This window comes from Sphingomonas sp. (genome assembly GCF_041661825.1).
Taxonomy (GTDB): Bacteria; Pseudomonadota; Alphaproteobacteria; order Sphingomonadales; family Sphingomonadaceae; genus Sphingomonas.
Window position 1 is genome coordinate 954,303 of sequence record NZ_JBAZTU010000002.1, and the last position, 24,695, is coordinate 978,997.

Consider the following 24,695-nt stretch of genomic DNA (forward strand, 5'->3'; position numbering starts at 1 on the left):
TGGGGGTGATATGAAGCGGACATTCATTGGGCTCGCGAGCGGGCTGGCGTTGCTCATGGCCGGCTGCCACGGCACGGGGACGCAAGGAACCGGCGCGACGGGGTCGGACGAATGGCCCTATTACGGACATGATCGGCAGGAGCAGCGCTTCAGCCCGGTCGACCTGATCAACCGCTCTACGGTCGGCAAGCTCGGCCTGACCTGGTCGGCCGAAGTCGACAGCGATCGCGGCCAGGAAGCGACGCCGCTGATGGTGGACGGGGTGGTCTATGTCAGCACCGCCTGGTCACTCGTCTATGCCTTCGACGCGGCGACGGGCAAGCAGCGCTGGGTCTATGATCCGAAGACCCCGCACGACTCGCTGATCAGCGCTTGTTGCGACGCGATCAACCGCGGCGTCGCGGTACAGGGCGGGAAGGTTTATGTCGGGACGCTCGACGGCAGGCTGGTCGCGATCGACGCGAAGAGCGGCAAGCTCGCCTGGCAGGTCAACACCCTGGAAGGCGCGCCATCGACGATGCGCTACACCATCACCGGCGCCCCGCGGGTGGTGAAGGACAAGATCGCGATCGGCAATGGCGGCGCCGAAATGGGCGCGCGCGGGTTCGTCACGGCTTATGATGCGGCCAGCGGCAAGCTCGCCTGGCGCTTCTACCTGACGCCCAATCCGGACGGGAAACCCGATGGCGCGGCGTCGGACGACGTGCTCAAGGCCAAGGCCTATCAGAGCTGGGGCGACGGCGAATGGCGCAGGAGCGGCGGCGGCGGCACCGCCTGGGACGCCATGACCTATGATCCGGAGGCCAACCTCTTCTATATCGGCGCCGGCAATGGCGGGCCGTTCGATTACCAGGTCCGCTCGGGCGGCAAGGGCGACAATCTCTTCCTCTCCTCGATCGTCGCGGTCGATCCCGATACCGGCAAATATCGCTGGCACTATCAGACCACGCCGTCGGACAGCTGGGATTATACCGCGACCCAGCAGATCATGACCGCGACCTTGAAGATCGACGGCCAGCCGCGCGACGTGCTGATGCAGGCGCCCAAGAATGGCTATTTCTACGTGCTCGATCGCAAGACGGGCAAGCTGCTGTCGGCCAAGCCGTTCGCGCCGGTGACCTGGTCGACCGGCATCGACATGAAGACGGGCCGGCCGAATTTCGTGCCCAACGTCCATTACCAGAACGGCCCTGCCGTCCTGCAGCCCGGGCCGTTCGGTGCGCATAGCTGGCAGGCGATGTCGTTCAGTCCCCGCACTGGCCTGGTCTATATCCCGGTGCAATTCACTACCGGCGCCTATCAGAAGCTCGACAAGTTTCAGCACCGTCCGGTGGGACAGAATGCCGGCATCACGATACCCGAATTTCCCGAGGACCAGCTCCCCCAGATCCTCGCCGCGACGACCGGGCAGCTGCTCGCCTGGGATCCGGTTGCGCAAAAGGCGCGCTGGTCGGTACCGAAACGCTGGTTCGTGAATGGCGGCACCTTGGCGACCGCTGGCGACCTGGTCTTCCAGGGCGACATGGACGGCGTGCTCAGCGCCTATGACGCCTATGACGGCAAACCGCTCTGGTCGTTCAAGGCGGGCCAGAGCATCATCGCGCCGCCGATCAGCTACCGGATCAACGGCGAGCAATATATCGCGGTGATGGCCGGCTTTGGCGGCGCTGGCGCGCTGGTCGGGAAGATCGTGCCGAACCAGCCGCGCAGCAACGGGCGGCTGATGGTGTTCAAGCTGGGCGGCACCGCGACCTTGCCCAAGGCACCCGCCGTCGAGCAGGCGCCGATCGACGTCGCCGGGCTGAGTTCGACCGGCAATGCGGATCTCGGCATGGCTGAATATGACCGGACCTGCGGGGTCTGCCACGGCGCCAACGCGTCGGTCTCCTATACCGCCGATCTGCGGCGCTCCGGCGCGCTGCACGATCCGGCGCTGTGGAAATCGGTGGTGATCGACGGCGTGTTGAAGGACCAGGGCATGGTCGCCTTCGACAAGATCCTGACGCCCCAGGATGCGGAGAATATCCGGGCCTATGTCATCCGCCAGGCGAAGAAGGGGGCTGCCGCTCAGGGAGTCGCCGGGAAGAAATAACCGGCAATCGCGCGACGGCACCCCATCTCGCGAGGCCCGCGCCCGGCCTCGCCCAGGATCATCTGTTTCTCATTAAGTATTTGATATATAATAATATTCTTCAAACCCTTCACCGAGGTGGGGGGCGGGAGATATGGGACAAGTGGTGTCCCATATCTCCCGCCGCTCGTCCCCACACCGCAACCGCTCGTCCCCACAACCCTGTCAGAGGCGTCGATTCAACCATGGTACGGGATCCGGCATGTCATCCCTCGCCGGACCCGTACCGGCGCGCTCTTTCTTATGGTCGGAAGACAAGTGTCAGGGGATCGGTTCGAGGTAGCGGCCTTCGGGCGGGCCGGAGAGGACCGCCATCACCGGTGCGAACCCTTCCTTGCCGAGCGCGCGCCCTGCGGCCTTGTGATCGTCGAGCGACCGCCACTCCTCGATGAAGACATAAGTCAGGGAATCGTCGGGATCGGCGTACAGCCGCACCCCTTCGCAACCGGGCAAGGGCCTGACCTTTTCCACAAGGTCCTGAAGAGCGGACCGGAGATCGCCGCCACGGCCGTCGGCCGCGGCCATCCTGTAATGGCGAAGGATCGTCATGCACTGGCTCCGCAAGGTGTTGGTAGCGACCGCTCAATAGGCGATCGAGAAGCGCTTCCGGCTGTGACGCGGCTCTTCCAGCTCATCGACCAGCGCCTTGGCGAGATCCTCATAGGAAATCCGGCTCTCGCCCTGGGCATCGCGCATCAGGTCGTCGCCACCCACCCGGTAGAGGCCGGTCCGCTCACCGGGGCCGAATTGCGCCGCGGGCGAGAGGAAGGTCCAGTCGGCATCGCTCGCCTGGAGGGTTTCGAGGAAGCGCTTGCCGGCGGAAACCTCGGGCAGGAATTCGGCCGGCATGCCCGGCGCATCGATCAGCTGCAGTCCGGGCGCGACGAACAGGCTGCCCGCGCCGCCGACGACCAGCAAGCGCGGCACGCCTGCATCGGCCACGGCGCCGAGGATCGTTGCGGCATCCATCGACACGAACCGGCCGGCGACCATCAGTGCATCGCTGCCACGGATCGCCGCGGCGAGCGCCCCGCGGTCGTTGGCGTCGGCCACCACCATCACCACACCGGTCTCGGCCGGTTGCCGGGCGACACCCGTCACCTGATGTCCGCGCGCGGTCAGTTCGGCGGCGAGACGTCCGCCGACCTTGCCGCTCGCCCCGATCAGCGCAACCTTCATCGCCGCGCGCCGACCAGCTTGAAGATGTTGTTGCGCTGGACCGCGGACGATCCGCCGATGATCGGCATCAGCAGCGCGTCCCGAACGTAACGTTCGGCATCGAAATCCTTCACATAGCCATAGGCGCCGAGGATCGTCTGGCACTCGAGCGCTACCGTCTTGGCCACCTCGGTCGCGAACAGCTTGGCCATCGACGTCTCGGCCGAACAGGGCCGCCGCTCATTTGCCAGCCAGGCGGCCTGGTACAGCACGAGCCGCGCAGCATGGACCTGAGTCTGCATGTCGGCGAGCTTGTGCTGGATCGACTGGAACTCGCCGATCGTCCGCCCGAACTGCCGGCGCTCCAGCGCATAGGCCCAGGCATCGTCGAGCGCGGCGCGCGCAATGCCGATGCCGATCGCCGCCACTTCCAGCTTCTCCACGTCGAGCCCCGGCCCCACCAGCATCTTCCAGCCGCCATTCCAGCCCGCCTCGCCGCCCACGAGATTCCCGATCGGCACCTCGACATTGTCGAAGCTGACATCAGTCGTCGCCGCCCCCTTCATGCCCATCGATTCGATCTTGGTGATCGTAACGCCCGGCGCAGTCGGCGGCACCAGCACGAAGCTGAGGTTGCGATGGCGCTCCTCGGCCGGGCCGGTCCGCACCAACGTATAGATGTAGTCAGCGATCCCTGCCCCCGAGCAGAAGCGTTTGCTGCCCTCGATCCGCAGCACGTCTCCATCGCGCTCGGCACGCGTCTTCACGCTGGCGAGGTCTGCGCCGGCATCGGGCTCGGTCAGGCCATAGGCGAACAGCAGATCGCCCGACACGATCTTCGGCAACAGCTCGCGCTTCTGCGCCTCGGTGCCGCATTCCTCGATGTTCATGCCCGCATAGCAGGCGGCCATGATGTACGGCACCGACACCGCGAGGCTCCGCCGCGACAATTCCTCGATCACCACCATCGTCGCCACGATGTCGCGGCCGTAACCGCCATAGTCCTCGGGAATGGTCAGGCCGAGCACGCCGAGATCGGCGAGTTTCTTGTGCACCTCGCGCGGGAAATGGTTGCGCGCATCCCAATCCTGCGCCGCGCTGCGCGGCATCTCCCGCTCGACGAATTTCTCCAGCGAGTCGCGCAGCGAAGTGACGATCTCGTCTTCGTCGAAGTTCACGTCCCTGCCCTTGCATGGCCGAATACGGGTGCCCGCTTCTCGGCAAAGGCCCGCACCGCCTCCTGGTGATCGGGGGTGTCGTTGGAGCGCGCTTCATAGGCGAGCGAGGCATCCATGATCGAGGTGGCGAGATCGCGCAGCCCGATATTGACTGACATCTTGGTCCAGCGGATCGCCTGGGTCGCCCCGGCGACGAGCTTGTCGGCAAAGGCGTCGACCCGCGCATCGAGCTCGTCGGCCGGCACCGCATGGTTGATCAGCCCCATCTGCGCGGCCTGGTGCGCCGTCATCATGTCGCCGGTCAGCAGATATTCCTTGGCACGGGCATAGCCGATCAGCTGCGGCCAGATCACCGCGCCGCCATCGCCGGCGACGAAGCCGATGCTGACATGCGGATCGCCGATCTTGGCATGCTCGGCCGCGAAGATGACGTCGCAGAACAGCGCGATCGTCGCGCCCAGCCCGGTGGCGTGGCCATTCATCTTGGCGATCACCGGCTTCTCGCAATCGATCAGCCCGAACACGATCTGCTTGGCCTCGCGTGCGGTCTGGTCGAAGCCGTTCTCGCGGTCGATCATCTCCTGCATCCAGCCGATATCGCCACCCGCCGAAAAAGCGCGGCCCGCACCGGTCAGCACCACCACGTCGCTCTCCGGATCGTTCGAGATATCGACGAACACGCGCGCCAGCTCGGCATGGAGCACGGCGTCGGTCGCGTTGAGCTTCTCGGGCCGGTTGAGCGTCACCTCGAGCACGCGACCGCGCCGCCTGAACAGGATCGCCTGATAATCGTCGAACAAGGCCATGATAGTCTCCCGGTCAGGCGGCGATGCGGGTGGCGGCAAGCACGGTATCGTTGACGAGATCGCGCTCGGCGAGCCAATCGGAGATGATCCCGACCACCTGGGTCAAATGCGACTTGCCGTCCGCGCCGGTGAAATAATGGTTGGCCCCGTCGATCGTGATCTTCCGCTTGTCGGTCGAGCCGAGCGCGTCAAACATCAGGTCGGTATGCTCGGGCGGGCAGGCATCGTCGGCGCCCGCGGTGATCACCATGCCGGGCACTGAAATGCGCGGCCCGGCATCGACCGAGTCCACCTGTGCGTCGTCATAGCTCCATTGCGACAGCCAGCCGCGCAATGAATTGAACCGGGCGAGCGCCGCCGCACTGTTATTCACCACGCGTGGATCGCCGAGATAGGTCCAGTTGGGCTTGCGCTGGTTGGGGTCGACCGTCGGATCGATCCAGCGCGGATCGGCCATCGTGCGGTGCACGACGAAGCAGAACTCGCCATGCTCGTCGCCCTTCGCCTTCAGGCTCGCAAGCTTGTCCTTCGCCCAGGCGCTGATCCGCCGGTTGCGGTCGATCTGCGCCTGGCGATAGGTGGCGAGGAAATCGGCCTGGTACGGCGGCTGCGCCGGATTGGCGGGATCGTAGAGATCGAGCGCCGGGTCGCGCCTGTCCGGATCAGCCTCGTCGAGCACGGACGGGTCGATCTGCCCGGTCAGCAATTTATGCCGGCTGCGATGCGAGGCCACCAGCATGATCGCATCGCCCGCGATCAGCGGCGCGCCGGCCAAAGGCGTCTCCTCGCCCGAGGCGCTGAGCTGGATCACTGGCTTCTCGGCCTCCGCCTGGTAGCCCGCCATCAGCGAGCCGCCACCGCTCCAGCCGAGCAGCACCGTCTTGCCATAACCCAGCCGCTCCTTCGCATCCTTGATGCAGGCGCCGAGATCAAGCAGCACATTCTCCATCTCGAGCGGCGCGTCGCCGGTCCAGTAACGCGAGGCGCAGGCGATGATGTGGTGGCCGGCGCGGGCAAGCTGCGCGAACACCGGCAACCAGGCCGGTGCGCCAATCGGATGCATCACGATCAGCACCGTGTCCGACGGATTGGGCCCGCGGATATGCTGGGCCTGCAGCACGATCGCATCGTCGATCGCGCCATAAACGTCCTTGCGCACCCTGTTCTCGCGGTGGACGATCAGGAACGGCGTGCGGCTGTAACGGACGGGCTCTGCCATCTTCGGATCCTTGCTGGTCACACGCTGCGGCTGCCGCCGAACTGGACGCGGAGTGCGGGTTTCGAGATCTTGCCGGTGACGTTGCGCGGAAAGGACTCCACGAGCGCCACGTGCCTGGGATGCTTGTAGCGGGCGAGCTTGCCTTCGCAGGTCGCCCGGAGGGACTCGATCGTCACCTCATGCCCCGCGGTCGCGACCACTACCGCCAACCCGACCTCGCCCCATTGATCGTCGGCGACGCCGATCACGGCGCATTCGGCGACTGCCGGATTGGTCAGGAGCACGCCCTCGACCTCGGCCGAGAAGACATTCTCGCCGCCCGATTTGTACATGTCCTTCACCCGGTCGACGACGTAGAAGAAACCCTCCTCATCCTCCCACACGACATCGCCAGTCTTCAGCCAGCCTTCCGGCCGCTCGATCCGCGCATCGGCACCGAGATAACCGATCGTGACGCCGGGTCCCCGCACCCACACCTCGCCGGGCTGGCCGCGCTCGACATCCTCGCCCTGCTCGTCGACCACGCGCATATCGATGTAGTTGGACTTCTGTCCGCACGATCCGGCCATGACCTTGTCGAGCCGGTCTGGATTCAACGAGGTGACCGGTCCAGTCTCGGTTCCGCCATATTGCGGCACGAAGCGCGCCCCCTTGGGATCGTAAGCCGCGCGCAGCCGTTCCGACACGCGACCGCCGCCGCAAATGAAGCGGCGCAATGTCAAGAAATCGGCCGCGGCGAAGGCAGGGCTGTCCGCCATCATCTGGTACATCACCGGCGGCAGGCAGAGATGAGTGACCGCGTTGGCTGGATCGCCGCAGAACGCCGTCGTGGCGGTCGCATCGAAGCGCGCCGTCACGGTCACCTGGCCGCCGAAGAACAGGATCGGGTTGCTGGCGGTGTTGAGCCCGCCGAAATGGAACAGCGGCATGGGCTGGAACAGATGCCCGCCGGGCTCGGCATTGGCGCAGAACTGCACCTGCTGCAGGGCATAGCAGACCATCGCACCGAGCGTCACGATCGCCGCTTTGGGGGTACCGGTCGTGCCCGACGTGTAGAGGATCTGGAGCGGTGCATCGGGATCGATATCTGCGCTCGCCGGCAGGTAGTGATCCTGGTTGAGCAAGGCATCGAGCCCACCGCCCTTGCCCCAGTCGAGCGTGACCGGGATGCCGGTCTCCGCCGCCACGGCCCGTGCGGTCTCGCCCCAGACGGCATCGGTCAGCATCAGCTGTGGCTGCATCTCGCGGCACGCCCGGCTCAGCTCGACGATGGTGTGGCGGAAGTTGAGCGGCACCCACACCAGGCCTGCGCGCGCGCAGGCGAATTGCAGTTCGAAATGGCGCAGGTCGCCATCGGAGATATTGACGATCCGATCGCCGCGCTGGAGGCCCAATCCGTGCCGGAGCGCATGGGCAATCTGCCCGACCCGGGCGTCGAGCGCCGCCCAGGTGCGCGTCTCGCCGGTATCGAAATTGGTGAGCGCCCGCGCCTCAGGCTGCGTCCGGGCATAATTCGCCACCCAGTCCGCCGCGGCATATTGCATCGACACCCTCCGCCTCGCTGATTTCCACCGCCATGGAGCGGCCTTGTGAGTAGTTGCCTAACACTGATAGTTTTATGAAGCAATTCGTCAAGCGCCGAACTGACGAAAATGATCGCTCCATCGGCCAAGCCCGGCTAGAGCCATACCAGACACGACACGCATTTCCGGAGTAAAGCTGCCCATGGGCCGGCCAAAACAGGCGCTCATTTCCCGCCGCAAGACGCTCGAAGTCGCGTTGCGGATCATCGACGAGGAAGGTCTGGATGCCTTGAGCATCCGCCGTCTTGGCGACGAACTCAATGTGCGCGGCATTTCGCTCTACCATCATTTCAAGAGCAAGGAGCATATCCTCGTCGGCGCTTCCGAGCTCGCTTTGGCCAATGTCCGCACGCCGAACACGACAAACGCCGATTGGCGCGAATGGCTGATCAGTAATGCGATCGAATATTGGAAGGCGTTGCGCGCGCACCCGAACCTGATCCCGATCCTGATGCGCCGCCATCCGCTGCGCATCGGCCTCACCGAGCACAATGCCACGGCCGGGCTGCTCGCGGTGCAAGGCGTCCCGCCCGGCGTGATCATGCCGTTGATGGAAGGCCTTGAGTCGCTGGCACTGGGCTCCGCCGCCTATGAATCGGCGGCCGATGCCGACACCGGCACCGACGATTGGCAGGAGCAGAATCCGTTCCTGTTCCATGTCCGCCGGAACCGCGACATTTCGCGCGCGCGCGTGTTCGAGGTGATGGCGAAGGCGGCGGTCGATGCGGTCCTCGACGAATATTATGCCGCCGCCGGGATGGACGCGCCACTCCAACCCGAGGCGAATGCGAACAAGGCCTGACGATCAGTCGGCGGTGTAGCTGCCGCGGGCGCCGTCGATAAAAGCTGACCGGCCGGCTGAGGCTTCACCCATGATGTTGAGCTCGTAGGTGTAGCTCATCTCGGCCCGGTACAGCGTGTTCAGTTCATGCGCCTTGGTGCTGTTGTTGAGCGACGTCTTCAGCCGCCGCATCGCCTCCGCGCTCTTGCCCGCGACCCTGGCCGCGACCGCCATCGCTTCCGCGGCGACCGCGTCATGGGTCTCCACCAGCCGATAGATGCTGCCGAGCGCGTGCAGTTCCTGCGCCAGCACTGGCTCGGCGGTCATCATCGCCGCGCGGACGCGCTTTTCGGGCATCAACTTCAGCGCCTGGACCGCACCCGCCGTCGCGCCATTGTCGATCTCGGCCAGCACGAACCGCGTGTCGCGCGAGGCGACGAGGATATCGGCGGAACCGGCGATGAGCACGCCTACCCCGACGCAATAATGATGTACGCCGCAGATCACCGGCACCGCGCATTGCAGCACCGCCAGGCTCGTCCGGAGCGAGCCCGAGGACTGGCCGAGAATCCCCTCGAACCCCGACAGCCCCTCGACCTCCTTGACGTCGCCGCCGCCGCAAAAGCCGCGCCCCGCGCTGCGCAGCACGACCGCTCGCACATCCGCCTGGTCGCGCACCGCTTCGATGCGCGCGGCGAGATCGTGCAACAGGCCGATGCTGAAGGCATTGACGGGCGGTCGATCGATGACGAGTTCGAGGACCCCATCGGCGTGCAGTGTCTCGGTGAACATCCTCATTCCTTCCGACGGCGATGATGAAGTGCGCTTCTTGTTCGGGCTCATGCGTCGACCGGTTCCGGCGTCCGCACGATTGCGCTCGATTGCAGCCCGCGCGCGGCAAGATGCCCTTCGCGGATCGCAGTCTGCAAATTCCGCCCCGCAAGCATGTCGCCAATGCAGAGCGCGCTGACGCCTCGCGCCTCCAGCTCCCCGGCAAGGGCGGGTTGACCCGGGCGGATCGGCACCCACACCACGGTATCCGCCGCCACGGTCTCGACGCGCCCGCCGAATTGCGGCCTGACCTCGACGCTGCCGGGCCGCGCGGCGATCAGTTGCGTGCCGACCCGCAGCGCAAAGTCGCCCAGCGCGTGCAGGCGTTCGAGCGCTGACTGGGTGCGGAGTGTGATGTCGATGCCCGGCGCGAACATCTTGTGCCGAGTGACGAAGGTGACCGCCACGCCCTGCGCCAGCAGATGCTCCGCGCTGGCGATCGCTTCGTAGTGACCGAGTTCATCGACGACCACGGCACTACGACCGCGATCCATGCCGCGTTCCGAGAACAGCTCGATCGACGAAATGATCCGCGCGCCGTGCTCCAGTTCAACCGTGTCCGCCGGGAATTGCACCTGGCGCAGCACCGGATCGAGATCGGCGCCGATCGCCAGGATCACGGTGTCGGCGCCTTCCGCGACGATGTCGTCGGCATCGAGCCAACTCGACAGGCGGACCTCCACGCCGAGCCGATAGACCTCCTGCTCGAGCCAGCCCGCAATGTCGCCGATCGTGCCCATGCGCGGGGCGTTGCGATAGACATTGGTCAGCCCGCCAAGGCTCGGCATCGCCTCGGCAAGGATGACATGATGCCCGGCGGTCGCCGCGATCCGCGCTGCTTCCATTCCCGCCGGCCCGCCGCCGACGATCAGCACGCGCTGCGGCCGCGCGGCCGGCGCGATCAGTCGTTCCGCCAACCTGGTCTCGTCGCCGGCCGCGGTGTTCACCACGCAACCGAGCCGGCCGAAGGTCGCGACCCGGCCGATACAGCCCTGGTTGCAGGCGATGCAGGGCCGCACACGCTCGGGATGGCCGGCCGCCGATTTGGCGACGATATCGGGGTCGGCGATATGCGCCCGCACCATCGAGATCAGGTCGGCCTCGCCGGCGCGCAGCACTTGCTCGACCTCTTCCAGCGTGCGGAACCGGCCGTTGAGCAGGCGCGGCAGGCGGCTGTCGGCCACCGGCGGGGCGGTGAAGGGAATCTGGAAACCGGTCGGCGCGTCCATCCCGCCGACCTGACGGTGCAGCGCGTAATAGTCGCCATAGGACATGTTCACATAGTCGATCAGCCCCTCACGCTCGATCCGCGCGGCGACGATCGCCACATCGCTCATCGCCAGAATCCGCGGATCGGCGCTGTCGCTGAGACGCACACCGACGACGAAACCAGGCGACACCGCATCGCGTACCGCGCCCAGCACGCGCATCAGGAAGTGCATCCGCCCCTCCAGGTCGCCGCCATATTCATCCTCGCGGCGGTTGAGCACGGGCGAGAGGAACTGCGCGATCAGATAGCCATGGCCGGCATGGATCTCGACGCCGTCGAGCCCGCCTTGCTCGCACCGCCGTGCCGCGGCGGCATAGCCGGCGATGATCTCGTCGATCTGGCGCCGGGTCAACGGCCGCGGCGCGATGCCGGCGATGTGGCTCGGAATATCGGAGGGCGCCAGCGGCGGCCCGCCATCGGGCGCGGGATAGATATGCCCGCCATGCCAGAGCTGCTGGAACAATCGCATGCCCGTAGGCGCGATCGCCGTCGTCAACGCGCGATAGCCGTCGACGATCGAGTCATCGAGATTGGCTAGCGACAGCAAGGACGAGGGATGGACCCCCGCCGCCTCGAGGATCGACAGGCCGACTCCGCCCTGCGCCCGCGCCGCGTGATAGGCGATCAGTTCGTCGGTGATTCGCCCGCCACGTGCCATCATCGTCGCATGCGCGGTGCGCGCGATGCGATTCTTGACCTCGATGCCACCCATGTTGATCGGGCTCAGCGCGCGTTCGTACATCCTCGCCCCTCCTGGCATTTACTTTTATATCAAACATCGTTAGTTATTCAATCACGCAAAACGGCTATCGAGGGGATCGGATGGCAGACACGTCGGCCATGACGCGACAAGTGCTGAGCGGCCTGCGCGTGCTGGAGATCGGCCATTTCGTGGCCGCGCCGTTCGCGACCCGCCTGCTCGCGGACCTTGGCGCGGATGTCATCAAGATCGAACCGCCCGCCGGCGATCCGGCGCGCCAATGGGGCGAACAGATCGACGGCAATTCACTCTGGTGGTCGATGCACGCGCGCAACAAGCGCAGCATGGCCATCGATCTGAAGCACCCGCGCGCGCGCGACCTCGTCCTGGCGCTGGTGCCGCATTGCGACGTGGTGATCGAGAATTTCCGCCCCGGCCAGCTCGCCCGGCTCGGCCTTTCTCCCGACACGCTGCGCGGCGCCCGACCCAATCTGATCATCGCGCACATCTCCGGCTATGGACAGACCGGCCCCTATCGCGATCGGGCGGCGTTCGGCGTGATCGGCGAGGCGATCGGCGGCCTGCGCCATCTGACCGACCATGCGCCGGGGACCAGCGACCTGCCGCCGGTCCGGGTCGGCGTGAGCATCGGCGATTCGGTTTCCGGCCTCTATGCAGCGCTCGGCGTGCTCGCCGCTCTATGGCAGCGCGATCGCGGCAGCGGCGACGGCCTTGGTCGCACGATCGACGTAGCGCTCACCGAAAGCATCCTCAGCCTGATGGAGGGGATGCTTCCGGAATATGGCGCGCTGGGGAAGATCAAGCAGCCGGCCGGCGGCGGAATCGCCACCGCGGCGCCGACCAATGCCTATCCGACCGCAGACGGCGTCTGGATGCTGATCGCCGCCAATAGCGAGCCGCTCTTTGCCAGGCTGATGGACCTGGTCGGCCGCACCGACCTGATCGGCAAGCCGGGCTATGCCGGCAACCAGGAACGCGTCGCCAATGTCGCGCAACTCGACAGGATGATCGGCGACTGGACCCGCACACTCGACGCCGACACGCTGGAGGCGATGCTGACAGAGGCGGATATTCCCAGCTCGCGTGCCTATACCGCCGCCGACATCGCCACCGATCCGCAATATCGCGAGCGCGGCATGGTGCGCGAGGTCACCGATCCCCGTTTCGACGATCCGGTGCTCCACAACGGTATCGTCCCTCATATCGTCGAAGCACCCGGTGACATACGCTGGGCAGGGCCAGCGATCGGCGCACACACCGATCTGATATTGGGCGACCTGCTCGGGATCGACCCGGCCGGCATCGACGCGTTGCGGCGCGACGGCGTGATCTGACATGGCCAAAGCTGTTCCGCGCACGCTCTACCGCAAGGTCTGGGATGCCCATGCCGTCGCCCCGCTCGGCGGCGACGAATGGCTGCTCTATATCGATCGCCACCTGCTGTACGAGGTGACCAGCCCCCAGGCGTTCGACGGCCTGCGCGCCGCCGGCCGCAAGGTCCGCCGCCCCGACCTGACCTTCGCGGTCGCCGACCATAATGTGCCGACCGAGAATCGCGCTGGCGGGCTGGCCGCGATCCGCGATCCCGAAAGCCACCTCCAGGTCGCGACGCTTGAGCGCAACACGCGCGACTTCGGCCTGCCCTATGCCGAGCTGGACGGGCCGCGCCACGGCATCGTCCATGTCGTCGGCCCCGAGCTGGGCCTCACCCTACCCGGCGCGACGATCGTCTGTGGCGACAGCCACACCTCGACCCACGGCGCGTTCGGCGCACTGGCTTTCGGGATCGGCACGTCGGAGGCCGAGCATGTGCTGGCGACCCAGACCCTGGTCCAGAAGCTTTCCAGGTCGATGCTGGTGCGGATCGACGGACGGCTCGGCCCCGGCGTGACGCCGAAGGACGTGATCCTCGCGATCATCGGCCGAATCGGCACGGCGGGCGCGACCGGCCATGTCATCGAATATGCCGGCACCGCGATCGACGCGATGGACATGGCCGGACGAATGACGATCTGCAACATGACGATCGAGGCCGGCGCCCGCGCCGGCATGATGGCGCCCGACGACACGGCGTTCGCCTGGCTCGAAGGACGGCCCTGTGCGCCGCAAGGTGCGGACTTCGAGCGCGCCCGCGCGGCGTGGCGGTCGCTGCGCAGCGACCCCGGCGCGACCTATGACACCGAGATCGCGATCGACGCGGCGGATATCGCGCCGATGGTCACCTGGGGCACGAGCCCCGAAGCCGTCACCACCATCGCCGGCACGGTGCCCGATCCGGCAGCGGAGGCCGACCCCGCCCGCCGCGCGCAACTCCAGCGGATGCTCGACTATATGGGCCTCGCGCCAGGCCAGACGCTCGCCGGCCTGCCGATCCAGGCCGCCTTTATAGGCAGCTGCACCAACAGCCGGATCGAGGACCTGCGCGCCGCCGCCGAGATCGCCCGCGGCCGCCATGTCGCCGCCGGCGTCCGCGCGTTGGTCGTGCCGGGCTCGGCCGCGGTGAAGCGGCAGGCCGAGGACGAGGGACTCGATACGATCTTCCGCGCGGCCGGCTTCGACTGGCGCGATGCCGGCTGCTCGATGTGCCTGGGTCTCAACCCCGACCGGCTCGCGCCGGGCGAACGTTGCGCCTCCACCTCCAACCGCAATTTCGAAGGGCGGCAGGGTCCAGGCGGGCGCACCCATCTCGTCTCGCCGGCCATGGCCGCGGCGGCAGCGATCGCCGGTGCACTCGTCGACGTACGGGCGCTGGCCTGATGGAACCGTTCCGCACGCTCACTGGCGTGGCCGCGCCACTGCCGATCGCCAATGTCGACACCGACATGCTGTTATCGGCGAAGTTCCTGAAGACGGTGTCGCGTGCCGGCCTCGGCAAGGGCCTGCTCCACGCGCTCCGTACCGATGCCGAGGGCGGGGAGCGGCCCGATTTCATCCTCAACCGCGAACCATGGCGGCAGGCGCGCACCCTCATCGCGCTCGACAATTTCGGGTGCGGCTCGAGCCGCGAGCATGCCCCCTGGGCGCTGCTCGATTTCGGCATCCGCTGCATCATCGCGCCGAGCTTCGCCGACATCTTCTACGGCAATTGCTTCAAGAACGGCATCCTGCCGATCGCCCTGCCCCGCGCGACGATCGACCTGCTGATGGCCGAGGCCGCCGATCCCGCGACGGCGACCATGACCATCGACCTGGCAGCCGGCACCATCGCCCATGCAGCCGGCGTGCTCGACTTCACGCTCGACGCGCAGCGCCGCGAGCGCCTGCTCGGCGGCATCGACGATATAGCCCTCGCACTGACCTTCGAGAGCGCCATCGCCGCGCAGGAAGCACGGACGCGTGGCGACTCGCCCTGGCTGGCCGACGCCCATCTCGAGCGGACCGGATGAGCTATCCCGCTGGCCCGGCGTTGGCCCTGTTCGCCGCCGCCGCGCCGGGCCGCTCCGGCGCGGAGATCGCTGCCGCGCTAGCGATGCCCGGCGTCCGTGTCGGCAAACGCATCGGTGCCGACCTGCCCAAGCGCGATCCCGACACCGGCGCACCGCTCCCCTTGCTGCCCTGCCCGTTCGCCGCGATCCTCCTCGCACCGGGACCAGCATCGGCCAGAATCCCCGCACTTCGCACCACTCTGAATCGCGCGGCTGGTGCGATCGATCTCGCCGGCTCGGTATTGCTGATCGGCATCCAGCATATCGTCACACCAGGCGACGGTGCGATCCTCGTGACGATGCTCACCCGACGCCGCGCCGACTTCACCCCGGCTGCCTATCGCGCCCGCTGGCTGAACGAGCATGCGTCCTTCGGCCAGCGCGTTGATGCCACCGGTTACCGCCAGCTTCATGCCGACAGCGCGACGTGTCCGGGCCTCCCGCCCGCCGACCGTTTCGACGGCGCCGGCATGATCTTCTTCAGTGATCCCGATCAGATGGCGAGCGCCCGTGCCGCCCCCGAAGTCGCGCAGGACGCGACCCGGGACGAGATGCGCTTCATCGACCACGCCGGATCGATGCTGGCGATGTTCGACCTTTCCTAAAAACCTTATCCCCGGAGGATCGGCCTGAGGCGCGGCGCGGTCAGCACCGGCCAGGCACCGACGGGCCCGCTCGGCCGGCCGGGCGTGAACCGCATCGGCATACGGGCATGGCCATTGACCAACGGTATGCTGTCGTACCGCCCGGTTCGTGCCAGATCGACGTCGAAGTCGGGCATGCGTTCGAGGATCTCGGTCAGGAATATCCGCAGGTCGGCGCGGGCGAGATTCTGGCCGATACAGGCATGTGCGCCCCAGCCGAAGCCGAGATGCGGACGTTTCGGCCGCTCGGGGTCGAAGGTCTCGGCATCGACGAACACCGTCTCGTCGCGATTGGCCGAGTTGATCGCGCACAGCACCCGGTCGCCCGCCTCGAATTGAGCGCCCCCGATCTCGGCCGGCGCCGTCACGGTGCGCGCGACGCCGGTGCTCGGCGAATAGAGGCGGATGACCTCTTCGACCGCTGCCGCCATCAGCCGCGGTTCGGCGATCAGGCGGGCGCGATCCTCGGGGTGCTCGGTCAAATGGCGCAGCGCGTGGCCGATCGCGGCGATGGTGGTGTCGGTGCCGCCGAACAGCAGCATCATCGCCAGCTCGCACACCAGCCCGGGGCCGAGCGGCGCGCCGTCGATCTCGGCCGCAACCAGCGCCGCGAGCAGGCCGTCGGGGTCGTAATCGCGTTCCTCGACACTGCGCCGCAGATCGCCCGCCAGCCAGCGCAGGCCGTCGATCGAGCCGCTCGCCTTGGCCACCGCCTCATGCAGCACCCTGCCGTAATCGCGCCAATGCTCGAATTTCAGGCCGAGGATATCGAGGATCAACAGGGTCGGCATCGGCCGGGCGAGATCCTCGACCACGTCGCATTCGCCGCGAGCGATCAGCGTGTCGATCAGCCAGTGCGAAATCTGGACGATCCGCGCGCTTGCCGCCTCGACCGCGGGAATCTCGAACCAGGGCTTGAGCAGCGCGCGCAGCGCGGTCGCCTGGGCGCCATCCATTTCGATCATGCCGATCCGCATGCCGTTCGGCGGAATGGCGACGCCGCCGCCGAGCCGGCCGTCATCGAGTGGGAACCGCCCCGAAGCGAAATGCTCGGCATCGCGCAACGCGGCGCGGTTGTCGGCATAACGGGTCAGGATCGAGAAGCCGCCATAAGCGTCGGAGCGGAGCACCGGGCATTCGGCTCGGGCGTGACGATACAGCGCCGCATGGTCGCGCGCGAAATCTGCACTGTGGTGATCGATATTCCCATCCGGGTCGGTCGGAATCGGGGCGGAACCCGTGGGCATCCGCCCCTCCCCCATCAGAATTTATAGCCGAGCCGGACGCCGTAGAGCGCCGGTTCGTCGGCCGCGCGCCGGTCCGCCTGGCCGGAAGCCGAGACGTTGCGGAAGCGCACTTCGTCCGTGATGTTGCGGCCCCAGATCGCCACCGAGAAACGATCGCCCGGAAGGTTCCAGGTGATGCTGGCATTGGCGACGAAATGCGCCGGCTCGACGATGCGATTGTCGACCGTCCAGTAGAATTTCGACGAATAATAGGCGTTGAACGACGGGACGACCGAGCCTTCGCCGACATGGATCTTGTAGTCCGCCGCGAAATTCACCGTCCAGTCCGGCGAGCGGACATTTCGTTTGCCCGTGACGTTGAGGATCGTCGAGGCGTTGCGGCCATCGCTGCCCGCCACCGGCAGATAGACCTGCGCAGCGGGGAAGCTGGTGAACACGGCATTGAGATAGGACACGCCCAGCTTCAGGCTCAGGTCGCGCACCGGGCGGTAAGTGATGTCGAGATCGCCACCATTGGAGCGCACCTTCGCCGCGTTGCGCAGTTCGATCAGGTTGGTGCTCGGGTTCAGCGCCTGCACCTGCAGATCGCTGGTGATGTAATGGAACACCGAACCGTTGATCGTCACGCCGGGCATCGGCGAGAATTTCAGGCCCGCCTCATACGCGTCCACCTTTTCCGGATTGATCGGCACAGGCGTCGCCGACAGCGCGTTGGCGTTGTAGGCGCCGCTCTTGAAGCCCTGCGAGAAGCTCGCATAGATCATCGCGTCGGAGCTGGGATGATAGGCGAGCACGACACGCGGCGTCGCCGCATTCCAGGTGTGCTTGGCCCCGGTGACGATGACGGCGCCGTTGCGCTGGCCCGAGATCGTCTTGGTCTCGGTGCTGTAACGCAGGCCGCCGGTGACCTCGAGCGCGCCGAACCTGAGCGTCGCGTCCGCGAAACCGGCAAAGGCCTCGGTCACCTGCTGAACAGTCAGGTCCGACATGCCCGGCGTAAAGGTCCTGAGCGGATCGAGCTTACCGTCCTGCCGGAGGTAGAAGCCGCCGACGACCCAGGTAAAGGCGCCCTTGCCGGTCGAGTTCACCAGCACTTCCTGCGTGAAGTTGCTGCCAACGTCGCGGTTGGAGATGGCAACGAAGCGCGTCGGCGTCGTATCGGAATCATAGGCCACCGAGCGCGACAGATAATGCCGCCAGGCCGTTGTCGAGGTCACGGCGATTCCGCTGCCGGCATCCCAGTTGACCCGACCCGATCCGCCATATTGGCCGGTCAGATAGCCGACGTGCTCGTTGCCGATAAAGTCATAAGGGCCGTTGATCTTCAGCCCACCCGGGAGGTAGCCCTGATAGCCGTTGATCGGCTGGATCAGGATCGGGCTGGCGTCGTCGCCATGCATGCCATCGCCGCTGAGCGTGATCTTGAGGTTGGAGGTCGGCTCGATCAGGATCGTGCCGCGCAGCGTCCAGCGCTCGGCATCGCCGACGCGCGCGCCGAAACCATTGGCCGGATTGAGGTTGTGGAACCAGCCGTCATGGCTGTCGTAATTGCCGGCCAGCGAGACCGCGATGTTGCTGGTCAGCCCGGTGGTCGCGAAGCCGTTGAACTTCAGCGCGTTGAAATTGCCGTAGCTCGCCGTGAAGGTACCGGCCGGCTCATAGGATGGCTGGCGCGTGGTGATGATGATCGCGCCGGTGTTGGCATTGCGGCCGAACAGCGTGCCCTGCGGCCCCTTCAGCACCTGGATCGAATCGAGATTGGCGAGTTCATAAAGCTGGCCATTGACCGTCGGCATATAGACGCCGTCGATATAGGTCGCGGCCGAGCCCGGCTCGCCGAGATTGGTGACGGTCGAGCCGACACCGCGGATGAAGGGCTGCACATAGCCGCCGCTCTCGGTGATGGTCAGGCCGGTGACCGACTGGGCGATGTCGTGAGTCGAGGTGATGCCCTGGCTGCTGAGTTCATTGGACGTCAGCGCGGTGATCGAGATCGGCACGTCCTGCAGCCGCTGCGCGCGGCGCTGGGCGGTGACGATGATGTCGTTCCCCGTCTGATCGCCCTCGGCGGGCGCAGCCTCGGCCTGGGCGGTCGCCCTGGCGGGCGTGGTCGCGCCAGCCTGAGTGCCGGCATCCTGCGCTGCGGCCGGCGATGCCGCGACCATGGCGGCGGCGAGCACCCAAGCCGCACTGGTCGTCGAAAACGGATTCATCCTCATATCAGGCCCTCCCGTCCTGTCGGCGGGCCCCCGCATCGGGTGCCTGCGCCGTGCTGGCGCCTCAATCGGGCACCTTGCCATTAAATCTAATGGTGATTTGTTTTCTGTCAAGAAAGATCGGAAAATAGACCTATCTCCCTCAGGAATCTGACCTATGTCACCGTCTGGCATAGGGTTCGCGGCGCTCGTCGCGGGGCAGGAGTGCGCGTTAGGTTCGAATCGGAGGAATCGACCGCCTCAGCGCGTCACGGCCCGCATCTTCGCCTGGAAGCCGCGTCGTGAGACAAGCGCGACGGGCAGGATGATCAACACCATCGCCAGTTCGACGATGACGATACCGAAGCCGAGCGAGCGGTCGCCGAGATTCAGTCGATCGCTGATCGCGCCGACCACCGGCGGACCGAGACCAAGGCCGGCGAGCGTATAAACCATCATGTTGAACGAAGCTGCGATACCGCGGAAGCGATCGGGCGTGAGCAACTGCATCCCGACATAGAGCGCGGGCAGCACGAAGGTGGATTCGAAGACGAACAGGCAGAAGAATCCAGTCGCGACCGGCAGGCTCGACGCGAAGGAAGTGCCGGTGGCGAGGATCACCGCGAAAACCGATCCCACCCCCATCACCACCAGCGGCGCCCCGTCGACGCCGCGGGCGCGGAGGCGGTCGAGCGCATACCCGCCGCTGAAGGTGCCGAGCGGCCCGGCAAGGAGCCCGACCAGTCCGATCAGCTTGCCCGCCTCCGCCGGGCTCAACCCGTGCATGCGGACGAACAGGCTCGAGGAGAAGCTCGTCACCGAATAGCCGGTCACCGCCGTCATCGCGCCGACGACCAGGAAGGGCAGATAGCCGCGCAGATTGGCCAGGATGAAAGCGAAGCCCTCGCGCAGCGCCGCCATGCGCGCGCTCGCGGGCTGCGTCCGCGGCGGCTCGCGCAACCAGAGCAGCAGAATCAGCACCGGCACGGCGGCGAGGCCGGCCGCGATGAAAATCCCCTCCCAGGGCTCGAAATGTGCGCCGCCGGGGAAGGTCAGGCCACCGCGCGCGACCAGCGCCGAGAGCAGCGCACCGCCACCGAGAAAGGCGAAGCCGAGCCCGAAATTGGCGCCCATGCCGAAGATCGCGGTGCCGCGCGCCAGATTGGCTGGCGCGAAATAGGCGGCGAGCAGCGACATGCCCGCCGGCACCAGGCACGCCTCGCCCATGCCGACCAGGAAACGCGTCGCGAACAGCGTCTCGAACGACGTAGCGAAGGCTGCGGCGATCGTCGCCAGGCTCCACAGGCTGATCCCGACCATGATCAGGTTCCGCCGGTTGGTCGCATCGGCAACCGCGCCGAGCGGCACCGCGAAGCCGCAATAGAGCAGGGCGAAACCCGTGCCCTGGAGCAAGCCGAGTTGCAGATCGCTCAGATGCATGGTCGCGCGGAGCGGCTCGGCGACCAGAACCATCACGAACCGGTCGATGATCGCGACGGTGTGGGCGAAGCACAGGACCACCGCCACATACCATTTGTACCCGCCCGTCTCATGGTCGGCGACAGTGCGCAGCTCGGCATCCGGCACGATGCTCGCGGTCATGGTCAGCGTAGCTCGGGCTTGAGCGCGCCCATGTCGAAATAGTCGCGCCACTGAACGATGCGCCCGTCCGCCACCTCGAACGCGCCCATCACCGGGACGGTGATCCGGTCCTCCCCACGCACGAAGCGGTCGACCCGCTCAGTCAGCACGACATTGCCCTTTGTCGCAATGTTGATGACCGCCCATTCGCAGGCATCGACCGGCCAGCCGTCGAGATGCGCCTTGACCGCCTCGCGTCCATGCACCGGCTTCAGCGGCATGTTGTGATAGAAGATGTCGTCCGCCATCAGCGCGTGGATGCGCTCCTGATCGAGCGCGTTCCACGCCGCGACAAAGGCCAGCACGGTTTCCTCGGCACCCATCCCGCTCTCCCAATCGGCGCTGCCGCGCTTGTTTTCCTAACAGCGATTGGTATAACTAGACCCGAAAAACGCGCGGTCAAGCGCCGACGGAAAACAGGAGAGCATTTTGGCGCCACCATCGGCCGAGGCCCTTCAGGAATTGCTCGACAAACAGGCCATCACCGAGGTCCTGCTCGGCTATTGCCGCGCGATCGACCGCCGCGACGCAGACCTGATGCGCCGGGTCTATTGGCCGGACGCGATCGACGACCACGCCGTGTTCAAGGGCGATGTCGAGGCGTTCATCGCCTATAGCTTCCCCTTCATGGAAGGCGTGATGTCGGCGCACAGCATCACCAATATCTGGGTCGACATCACCGGGCCCGACAGCGCCTTTTCCGAATGCTATTTCCAGGGCTTCCACGATTTCCCCGCCGATGGCGGCGGGCGCCTCGAGCGTGTGGTCGGCGGCCGCTATCTCGACCGGCATGAGCGGCGTGCCGGCGAATGGCGCATCATCGCGCGGACGCTGGCGATCGACTGGTACAATGAACGGCCGGGCAATTCGGTGTGGGACAGCGGACGCTATGCGGGGCTGGAGAATCGCGGAGGACCGAAGCCCCGGGACCCGTTCTACCGCCTGCATCCCAAGGGGCTGGCACTCTAAATCCTTCCCCTCTCCCCTTGCGGGAGAGGGGAGCTACCGCACATGCACTTCGCTCGGTGCCAGCGCCCGCTCAGGGCTGTTGATCGGGCATTCCCGGGTGACCATGTCATAAGCGAAGATCAGTTTGGTCCACCCGCTCAGGATCGTCGCGACGAAGCCAAGCTCCAGGATTTGCGCGTCCGAGAAGAACGCGGACAGCCGTGCATATAGCTCCGGCGTCAGCGCACCGTCACCGTTCGTGATCGCGAAAACCTCACCCAGCGCGAGCACCGCCTGCTCCTGGGCCGAGAAGAGCGGGCTTTCCGCATCACCCATCGCATCGATCTGCGCCTGGCTGTAGCCTGCCGCGAGCGCCGCCGGGACGTTGTGCGCATTGCAGACGAAGCAGCCATTGGTCAGCGACAGCTTCAGCCGGATCAATTCCTTCCACTTCGTCTCGACGACCATGTCGCCCTGACCGTTCTGGAAGATCGAGCCGTAGAAATTGCCCTGATACCAGCGATAAAGCGCCGGGTGGTTGCCGAAGATCTCGAGCCGATCGCCGTCCCCGGCCACCGCGATGCTCGATTCGTGCAGGCGCCGCAGATCCTCCGGCAGTTGATCGACAGGTATGCGGCTCAGCAGGCTGTTCGGCATCGGGCATCCTCCCATATCGTTCGCACTAGGCTATGCCGGCCTTGCGAGTCATTCAAGCGATGTATGATTATACGCAGCACGACTCACACTCTTCTGGAAGTTTCAGCACTGGTGCACAAATGAACGATTGCCAATAAGGCGCGACCGGGGTTATCTATCGCCGTAAGTCTGGAAGCCCCAGGCGGTGCGCAGCAGCGGGAAAATCCGCGGGGAGAGGTCATGAGCGGTCGGAGCGCAACCCAGAAGTTGGACGAGGTCGAGGATGTCAGTTTCGCCGACCCCGCTTTCCTCGCCGATCCCTGGACGCCGTTGATCCGCCTTCAGGAAGAAGCCCCGATCTTCTACAGCAAGAACCAGGGCGGCTGGATCATCTCGCGCTATGACGATGTCCGCGCGGCCTTTGCTGATCGTCGGCTGTCCGCCTCGCGTGTCGAGCAGTTGTTCCGCGGCATGCCGCCCGAACTGCAGGAGCAGCTCAAGGCAGTACGGCTCTACACCAGCCTGCTCGTCAATCGCCTCGACGGCCGCGACCTGACCCGCGTCCGCGTGCTGATGCTGAAGGCCTTCGACCGCGGCGCGATCGCCAAGGTCGAGGGCTTCATCAACGAGGTGGTCGACGAGATCCTCGATGAATGCGAAAGGCTCGGCGAGTTCGATTTCTCGTCCGTGGTCGGCGCCGTGCTGCCCACCCGCGTGATGCGCCGGCTGTTCGATCTTCCGGAGGAATATCAGCCGCTGCTGTTCAAGCTCGCCTCGGATTTCACCGCCGCGAGCGCCGCCGCGACCGTGACCCCCGAATTGCTGCTCCAGCTCGACCAGTCGATCCGGACGATGAACGAGGTCTTCAACACCTTCATCCCGGAGCGCGAGAAGAACCCCGGCGACGATCTCATCTCCGGCATGGTCCATGCCCGCGATGGCCTCAACAAGCTGACCAATGACGAAATGCTCGCCCAGCTTCATGGCATGGTCGTGGCCGGCGCAGAGACCACCGCCCATACCCTGGCCACCCAGCTCGTCCGGATCGTCGACAACCCGGCCCTGCTCCAGCGGCTACGTGACGACCCGTCCTGCGCGTTCAACATGGTTACCGAGCTGCTGCGCTATCCCGGCACGGTGAAATGCATGACGCGTTACGCCGCCGAGGATATCGAGATGCGCGGCCAGACCATCGCCAAGGGCGACCTGATGTGGATCATGCACGCGGGCGCGAACATCGATGCGCGCATGTTCGACGATCCCTTCGTCACCGATATCGACCGGCCCAACCAGCGCGATTTCATGTCGTTCGGGCCGGGCCTGCATTTCTGCGTCGGCCATATGCTCGCGCGCACCGAACTGGTGGCGTTCTTCACCCGCGCCTTTGCGCGCTTCGACGTCGAGATCCTGCAGGACGATTTCGAGATGGTGCCGAGCTATATCTTTTACGGGTACAAGAGCCTGCGCGTCCGCTTCACGCCGCGCTGACCGCATGGGACGGCTGGATGGCAAGGTCGCGCTGGTGACCGGCGGCCTGCGCGGCATCGGCCGCGCGATCGTCGACCGGTTCGTCGAGGAGGGCGCGCGCGTATTGGTCGCCGATCTCGACGACGAGGGTGGTGACCTGACGGCGCGCCATGGCGAACGCGCGCTCTACCACCGGCTCGACGTGACTCGCGACGACGACTGGGTTGCCGCGCTCGCGGCAACCGAGGCTCGCTTCGGCAAGCTCGCGATCCTGGTCAACAATGCCGGCACCAGCCGCACCGGCTCGATCGCCGACGCGACCGAAGCCGACTGGCGGTTCGTGATGGACACCAATGCGCTCAGCGTCTTTCTCGGCTGCCACCACGCGGTGCGGCTGATGGACGAGCAGGGCGGCGCGATCGTCAACATCGCTTCCGCGCGGGGCCAGCGGCCCGGATCGACTCAGGCGGCCTATTCGGCCTCCAAGGCGGCCGTGCTCAACCTGACCGAAAGCACCGCGCTCCATTGCGGCGAGAACCGCCTGCCGATCCGCTGCAACGCGATCTGCCCCGGCGTGGTCGACACGCCGCTGATGCGTGCGCATGTCGCGAAATCGGGTAATCACGCGCTGCTGGAGGCAATGGCGATGATGCAGGCGACGGGGCGGCTGGGCCAACCGCGCGAGGTTGCCGATGCGGCAGTATTCCTGGCCTCGGATGAAGCGAGTTTCGTGACGGGGGCAATCCTGAATGTGGATGGAGGATTCCGGATAAGGGATCGGTGACCCCCTCCCCTCTCCTTTCAGGAGAGGGGC

The 24,695-nt window shown here is 66.1% G+C and carries 22 protein-coding genes; 9 read left to right on the forward strand and 13 right to left on the reverse strand.

Annotation, left to right across the window (positions count from 1 at the left end):
* The first annotated feature begins 10 nt into the window (after positions 1–10).
* A complete protein-coding gene (locus WC729_RS11745) occupies positions 11–2,092 on the forward strand; it encodes a PQQ-dependent dehydrogenase, methanol/ethanol family (RefSeq protein ID WP_372852824.1) in 2,082 nt (693 codons plus the stop codon).
* Positions 2,093–2,392: 300 nt separating this feature from the next.
* On the opposite strand, the gene WC729_RS11750 is transcribed toward WC729_RS11745, so the two are convergent.
* The 6 genes from WC729_RS11750 to WC729_RS11775 are packed head-to-tail and all read right to left on the reverse strand — an operon-like array spanning position 2,393 to position 8,036.
* Positions 2,393–2,680 carry a putative quinol monooxygenase gene (locus tag WC729_RS11750; RefSeq protein ID WP_372852826.1) on the reverse strand — a complete coding sequence of 96 codons (288 nt, stop codon included), beginning with the start codon at positions 2,678–2,680 and terminating at the stop codon, positions 2,393–2,395.
* Between the two features lie 33 nt (positions 2,681–2,713).
* Complete coding sequence (locus tag WC729_RS11755) at positions 2,714–3,310, reverse strand: NAD(P)-dependent oxidoreductase (RefSeq protein WP_372852828.1); 597 nt, start codon at positions 3,308–3,310, stop codon at positions 2,714–2,716.
* Positions 3,307–4,467 (reverse strand): acyl-CoA dehydrogenase family protein, encoded by a 1,161-nt coding sequence (locus tag WC729_RS11760; RefSeq protein ID WP_372852830.1) that lies wholly within the window; start codon positions 4,465–4,467, stop codon positions 3,307–3,309. Before WC729_RS11760 ends, WC729_RS11755 begins: the two co-directional genes overlap by 4 nt.
* The gene (locus WC729_RS11765; RefSeq protein WP_372852832.1) at positions 4,464–5,273 is read right to left on the reverse strand and encodes an enoyl-CoA hydratase/isomerase family protein; all 810 of its coding nucleotides are present in this window, start codon (positions 5,271–5,273) and stop codon (positions 4,464–4,466) included. Before WC729_RS11765 ends, WC729_RS11760 begins: the two co-directional genes overlap by 4 nt.
* Before the next feature lie 13 nt (positions 5,274–5,286).
* Entirely contained in the window at positions 5,287–6,492 is a 1,206-nt protein-coding gene (locus WC729_RS11770) for an alpha/beta hydrolase (protein WP_372852834.1), read from the reverse strand.
* Between the two features lie 17 nt (positions 6,493–6,509).
* Complete coding sequence (locus WC729_RS11775; protein ID WP_372852836.1) at positions 6,510–8,036, reverse strand: class I adenylate-forming enzyme family protein; 1,527 nt, start codon at positions 8,034–8,036, stop codon at positions 6,510–6,512.
* A 181-nt stretch (positions 8,037–8,217) separates the two neighbouring features.
* Here WC729_RS11775 and WC729_RS11780 point away from each other — a divergent pair, with 181 nt between their 5' ends.
* Positions 8,218–8,877: a TetR/AcrR family transcriptional regulator gene (locus WC729_RS11780; protein WP_372852838.1), complete on the forward strand. Its 660-nt coding sequence runs from the start codon at positions 8,218–8,220 to the stop codon at positions 8,875–8,877.
* Between the two features lie 3 nt (positions 8,878–8,880).
* On the opposite strand, the gene WC729_RS11785 is transcribed toward WC729_RS11780, so the two are convergent.
* Positions 8,881–9,648, reverse strand: coding sequence for an enoyl-CoA hydratase-related protein (locus WC729_RS11785; protein WP_372852840.1), 768 nt, complete (start codon positions 9,646–9,648; stop codon positions 8,881–8,883).
* Between the two features lie 47 nt (positions 9,649–9,695).
* The gene (locus WC729_RS11790; RefSeq protein WP_372852842.1) at positions 9,696–11,699 is read right to left on the reverse strand and encodes an FAD-dependent oxidoreductase; all 2,004 of its coding nucleotides are present in this window, start codon (positions 11,697–11,699) and stop codon (positions 9,696–9,698) included.
* An 80-nt stretch (positions 11,700–11,779) separates the two neighbouring features.
* Here WC729_RS11790 and WC729_RS11795 point away from each other — a divergent pair, with 80 nt between their 5' ends.
* From WC729_RS11795 to WC729_RS11810, 4 genes are read left to right on the forward strand one after another with little or no spacing between them, the layout of a single operon-like run.
* Positions 11,780–13,012, forward strand: a complete 1,233-nt coding sequence (locus tag WC729_RS11795) for a CaiB/BaiF CoA transferase family protein (protein WP_372852844.1) — start codon at positions 11,780–11,782, stop codon at positions 13,010–13,012.
* A 1-nt stretch (position 13,013) separates the two neighbouring features.
* A complete protein-coding gene (gene leuC / locus WC729_RS11800) occupies positions 13,014–14,435 on the forward strand; it encodes a 3-isopropylmalate dehydratase large subunit (protein WP_372852845.1) in 1,422 nt (473 codons plus the stop codon).
* Positions 14,435–15,064 carry a 3-isopropylmalate dehydratase small subunit gene (gene leuD / locus WC729_RS11805; RefSeq protein WP_372852847.1) on the forward strand — a complete coding sequence of 210 codons (630 nt, stop codon included), beginning with the start codon at positions 14,435–14,437 and terminating at the stop codon, positions 15,062–15,064. The genes leuC and leuD overlap by 1 nt, the downstream gene beginning before the upstream one ends.
* Complete coding sequence (locus WC729_RS11810) at positions 15,061–15,708, forward strand: EthD domain-containing protein (RefSeq protein ID WP_372852849.1); 648 nt, start codon at positions 15,061–15,063, stop codon at positions 15,706–15,708. The genes leuD and WC729_RS11810 overlap by 4 nt, the downstream gene beginning before the upstream one ends.
* Before the next feature lie 5 nt (positions 15,709–15,713).
* Here the strand turns inward: WC729_RS11810 and WC729_RS11815 are convergent, their stop codons facing one another.
* The 4 genes from WC729_RS11815 to WC729_RS11830 all read right to left on the reverse strand — a co-directional run bounded on the left by WC729_RS11815 (position 15,714) and on the right by WC729_RS11830 (position 21,153).
* A complete protein-coding gene (locus tag WC729_RS11815; RefSeq protein WP_372852851.1) occupies positions 15,714–16,994 on the reverse strand; it encodes a cytochrome P450 in 1,281 nt (426 codons plus the stop codon).
* 14 nt (positions 16,995–17,008) lie between these two features.
* Positions 17,009–19,213 carry a TonB-dependent receptor gene (locus WC729_RS11820; RefSeq protein ID WP_372852853.1) on the reverse strand — a complete coding sequence of 735 codons (2,205 nt, stop codon included), beginning with the start codon at positions 19,211–19,213 and terminating at the stop codon, positions 17,009–17,011.
* Between the two features lie 237 nt (positions 19,214–19,450).
* A complete protein-coding gene (locus tag WC729_RS11825) occupies positions 19,451–20,791 on the reverse strand; it encodes an MFS transporter (protein WP_372852855.1) in 1,341 nt (446 codons plus the stop codon).
* Between the two features lie 2 nt (positions 20,792–20,793).
* Complete coding sequence (locus WC729_RS11830; RefSeq protein WP_372852857.1) at positions 20,794–21,153, reverse strand: limonene-1,2-epoxide hydrolase family protein; 360 nt, start codon at positions 21,151–21,153, stop codon at positions 20,794–20,796.
* Positions 21,154–21,259: 106 nt separating this feature from the next.
* On the opposite strand from WC729_RS11830, the gene WC729_RS11835 reads away from it, so the two are divergent.
* Positions 21,260–21,799, forward strand: coding sequence for a nuclear transport factor 2 family protein (locus tag WC729_RS11835; protein WP_372852859.1), 540 nt, complete (start codon positions 21,260–21,262; stop codon positions 21,797–21,799).
* 33 nt (positions 21,800–21,832) lie between these two features.
* Here WC729_RS11835 and WC729_RS11840 read toward each other — a convergent pair whose 3' ends face one another.
* Positions 21,833–22,435, reverse strand: a complete 603-nt coding sequence (locus tag WC729_RS11840) for a carboxymuconolactone decarboxylase family protein (RefSeq protein ID WP_372852861.1) — start codon at positions 22,433–22,435, stop codon at positions 21,833–21,835.
* Positions 22,436–22,654: 219 nt separating this feature from the next.
* On the opposite strand from WC729_RS11840, the gene WC729_RS11845 reads away from it, so the two are divergent.
* Both WC729_RS11845 and WC729_RS11850 read left to right on the forward strand, forming a co-directional pair.
* Complete coding sequence (locus WC729_RS11845) at positions 22,655–23,902, forward strand: cytochrome P450 (RefSeq protein ID WP_372852864.1); 1,248 nt, start codon at positions 22,655–22,657, stop codon at positions 23,900–23,902.
* Positions 23,903–23,906: 4 nt separating this feature from the next.
* Positions 23,907–24,665 carry an SDR family NAD(P)-dependent oxidoreductase gene (locus WC729_RS11850; RefSeq protein WP_372852866.1) on the forward strand — a complete coding sequence of 253 codons (759 nt, stop codon included), beginning with the start codon at positions 23,907–23,909 and terminating at the stop codon, positions 24,663–24,665.
* The last annotated feature ends 30 nt before the right edge of the window (positions 24,666–24,695 follow it).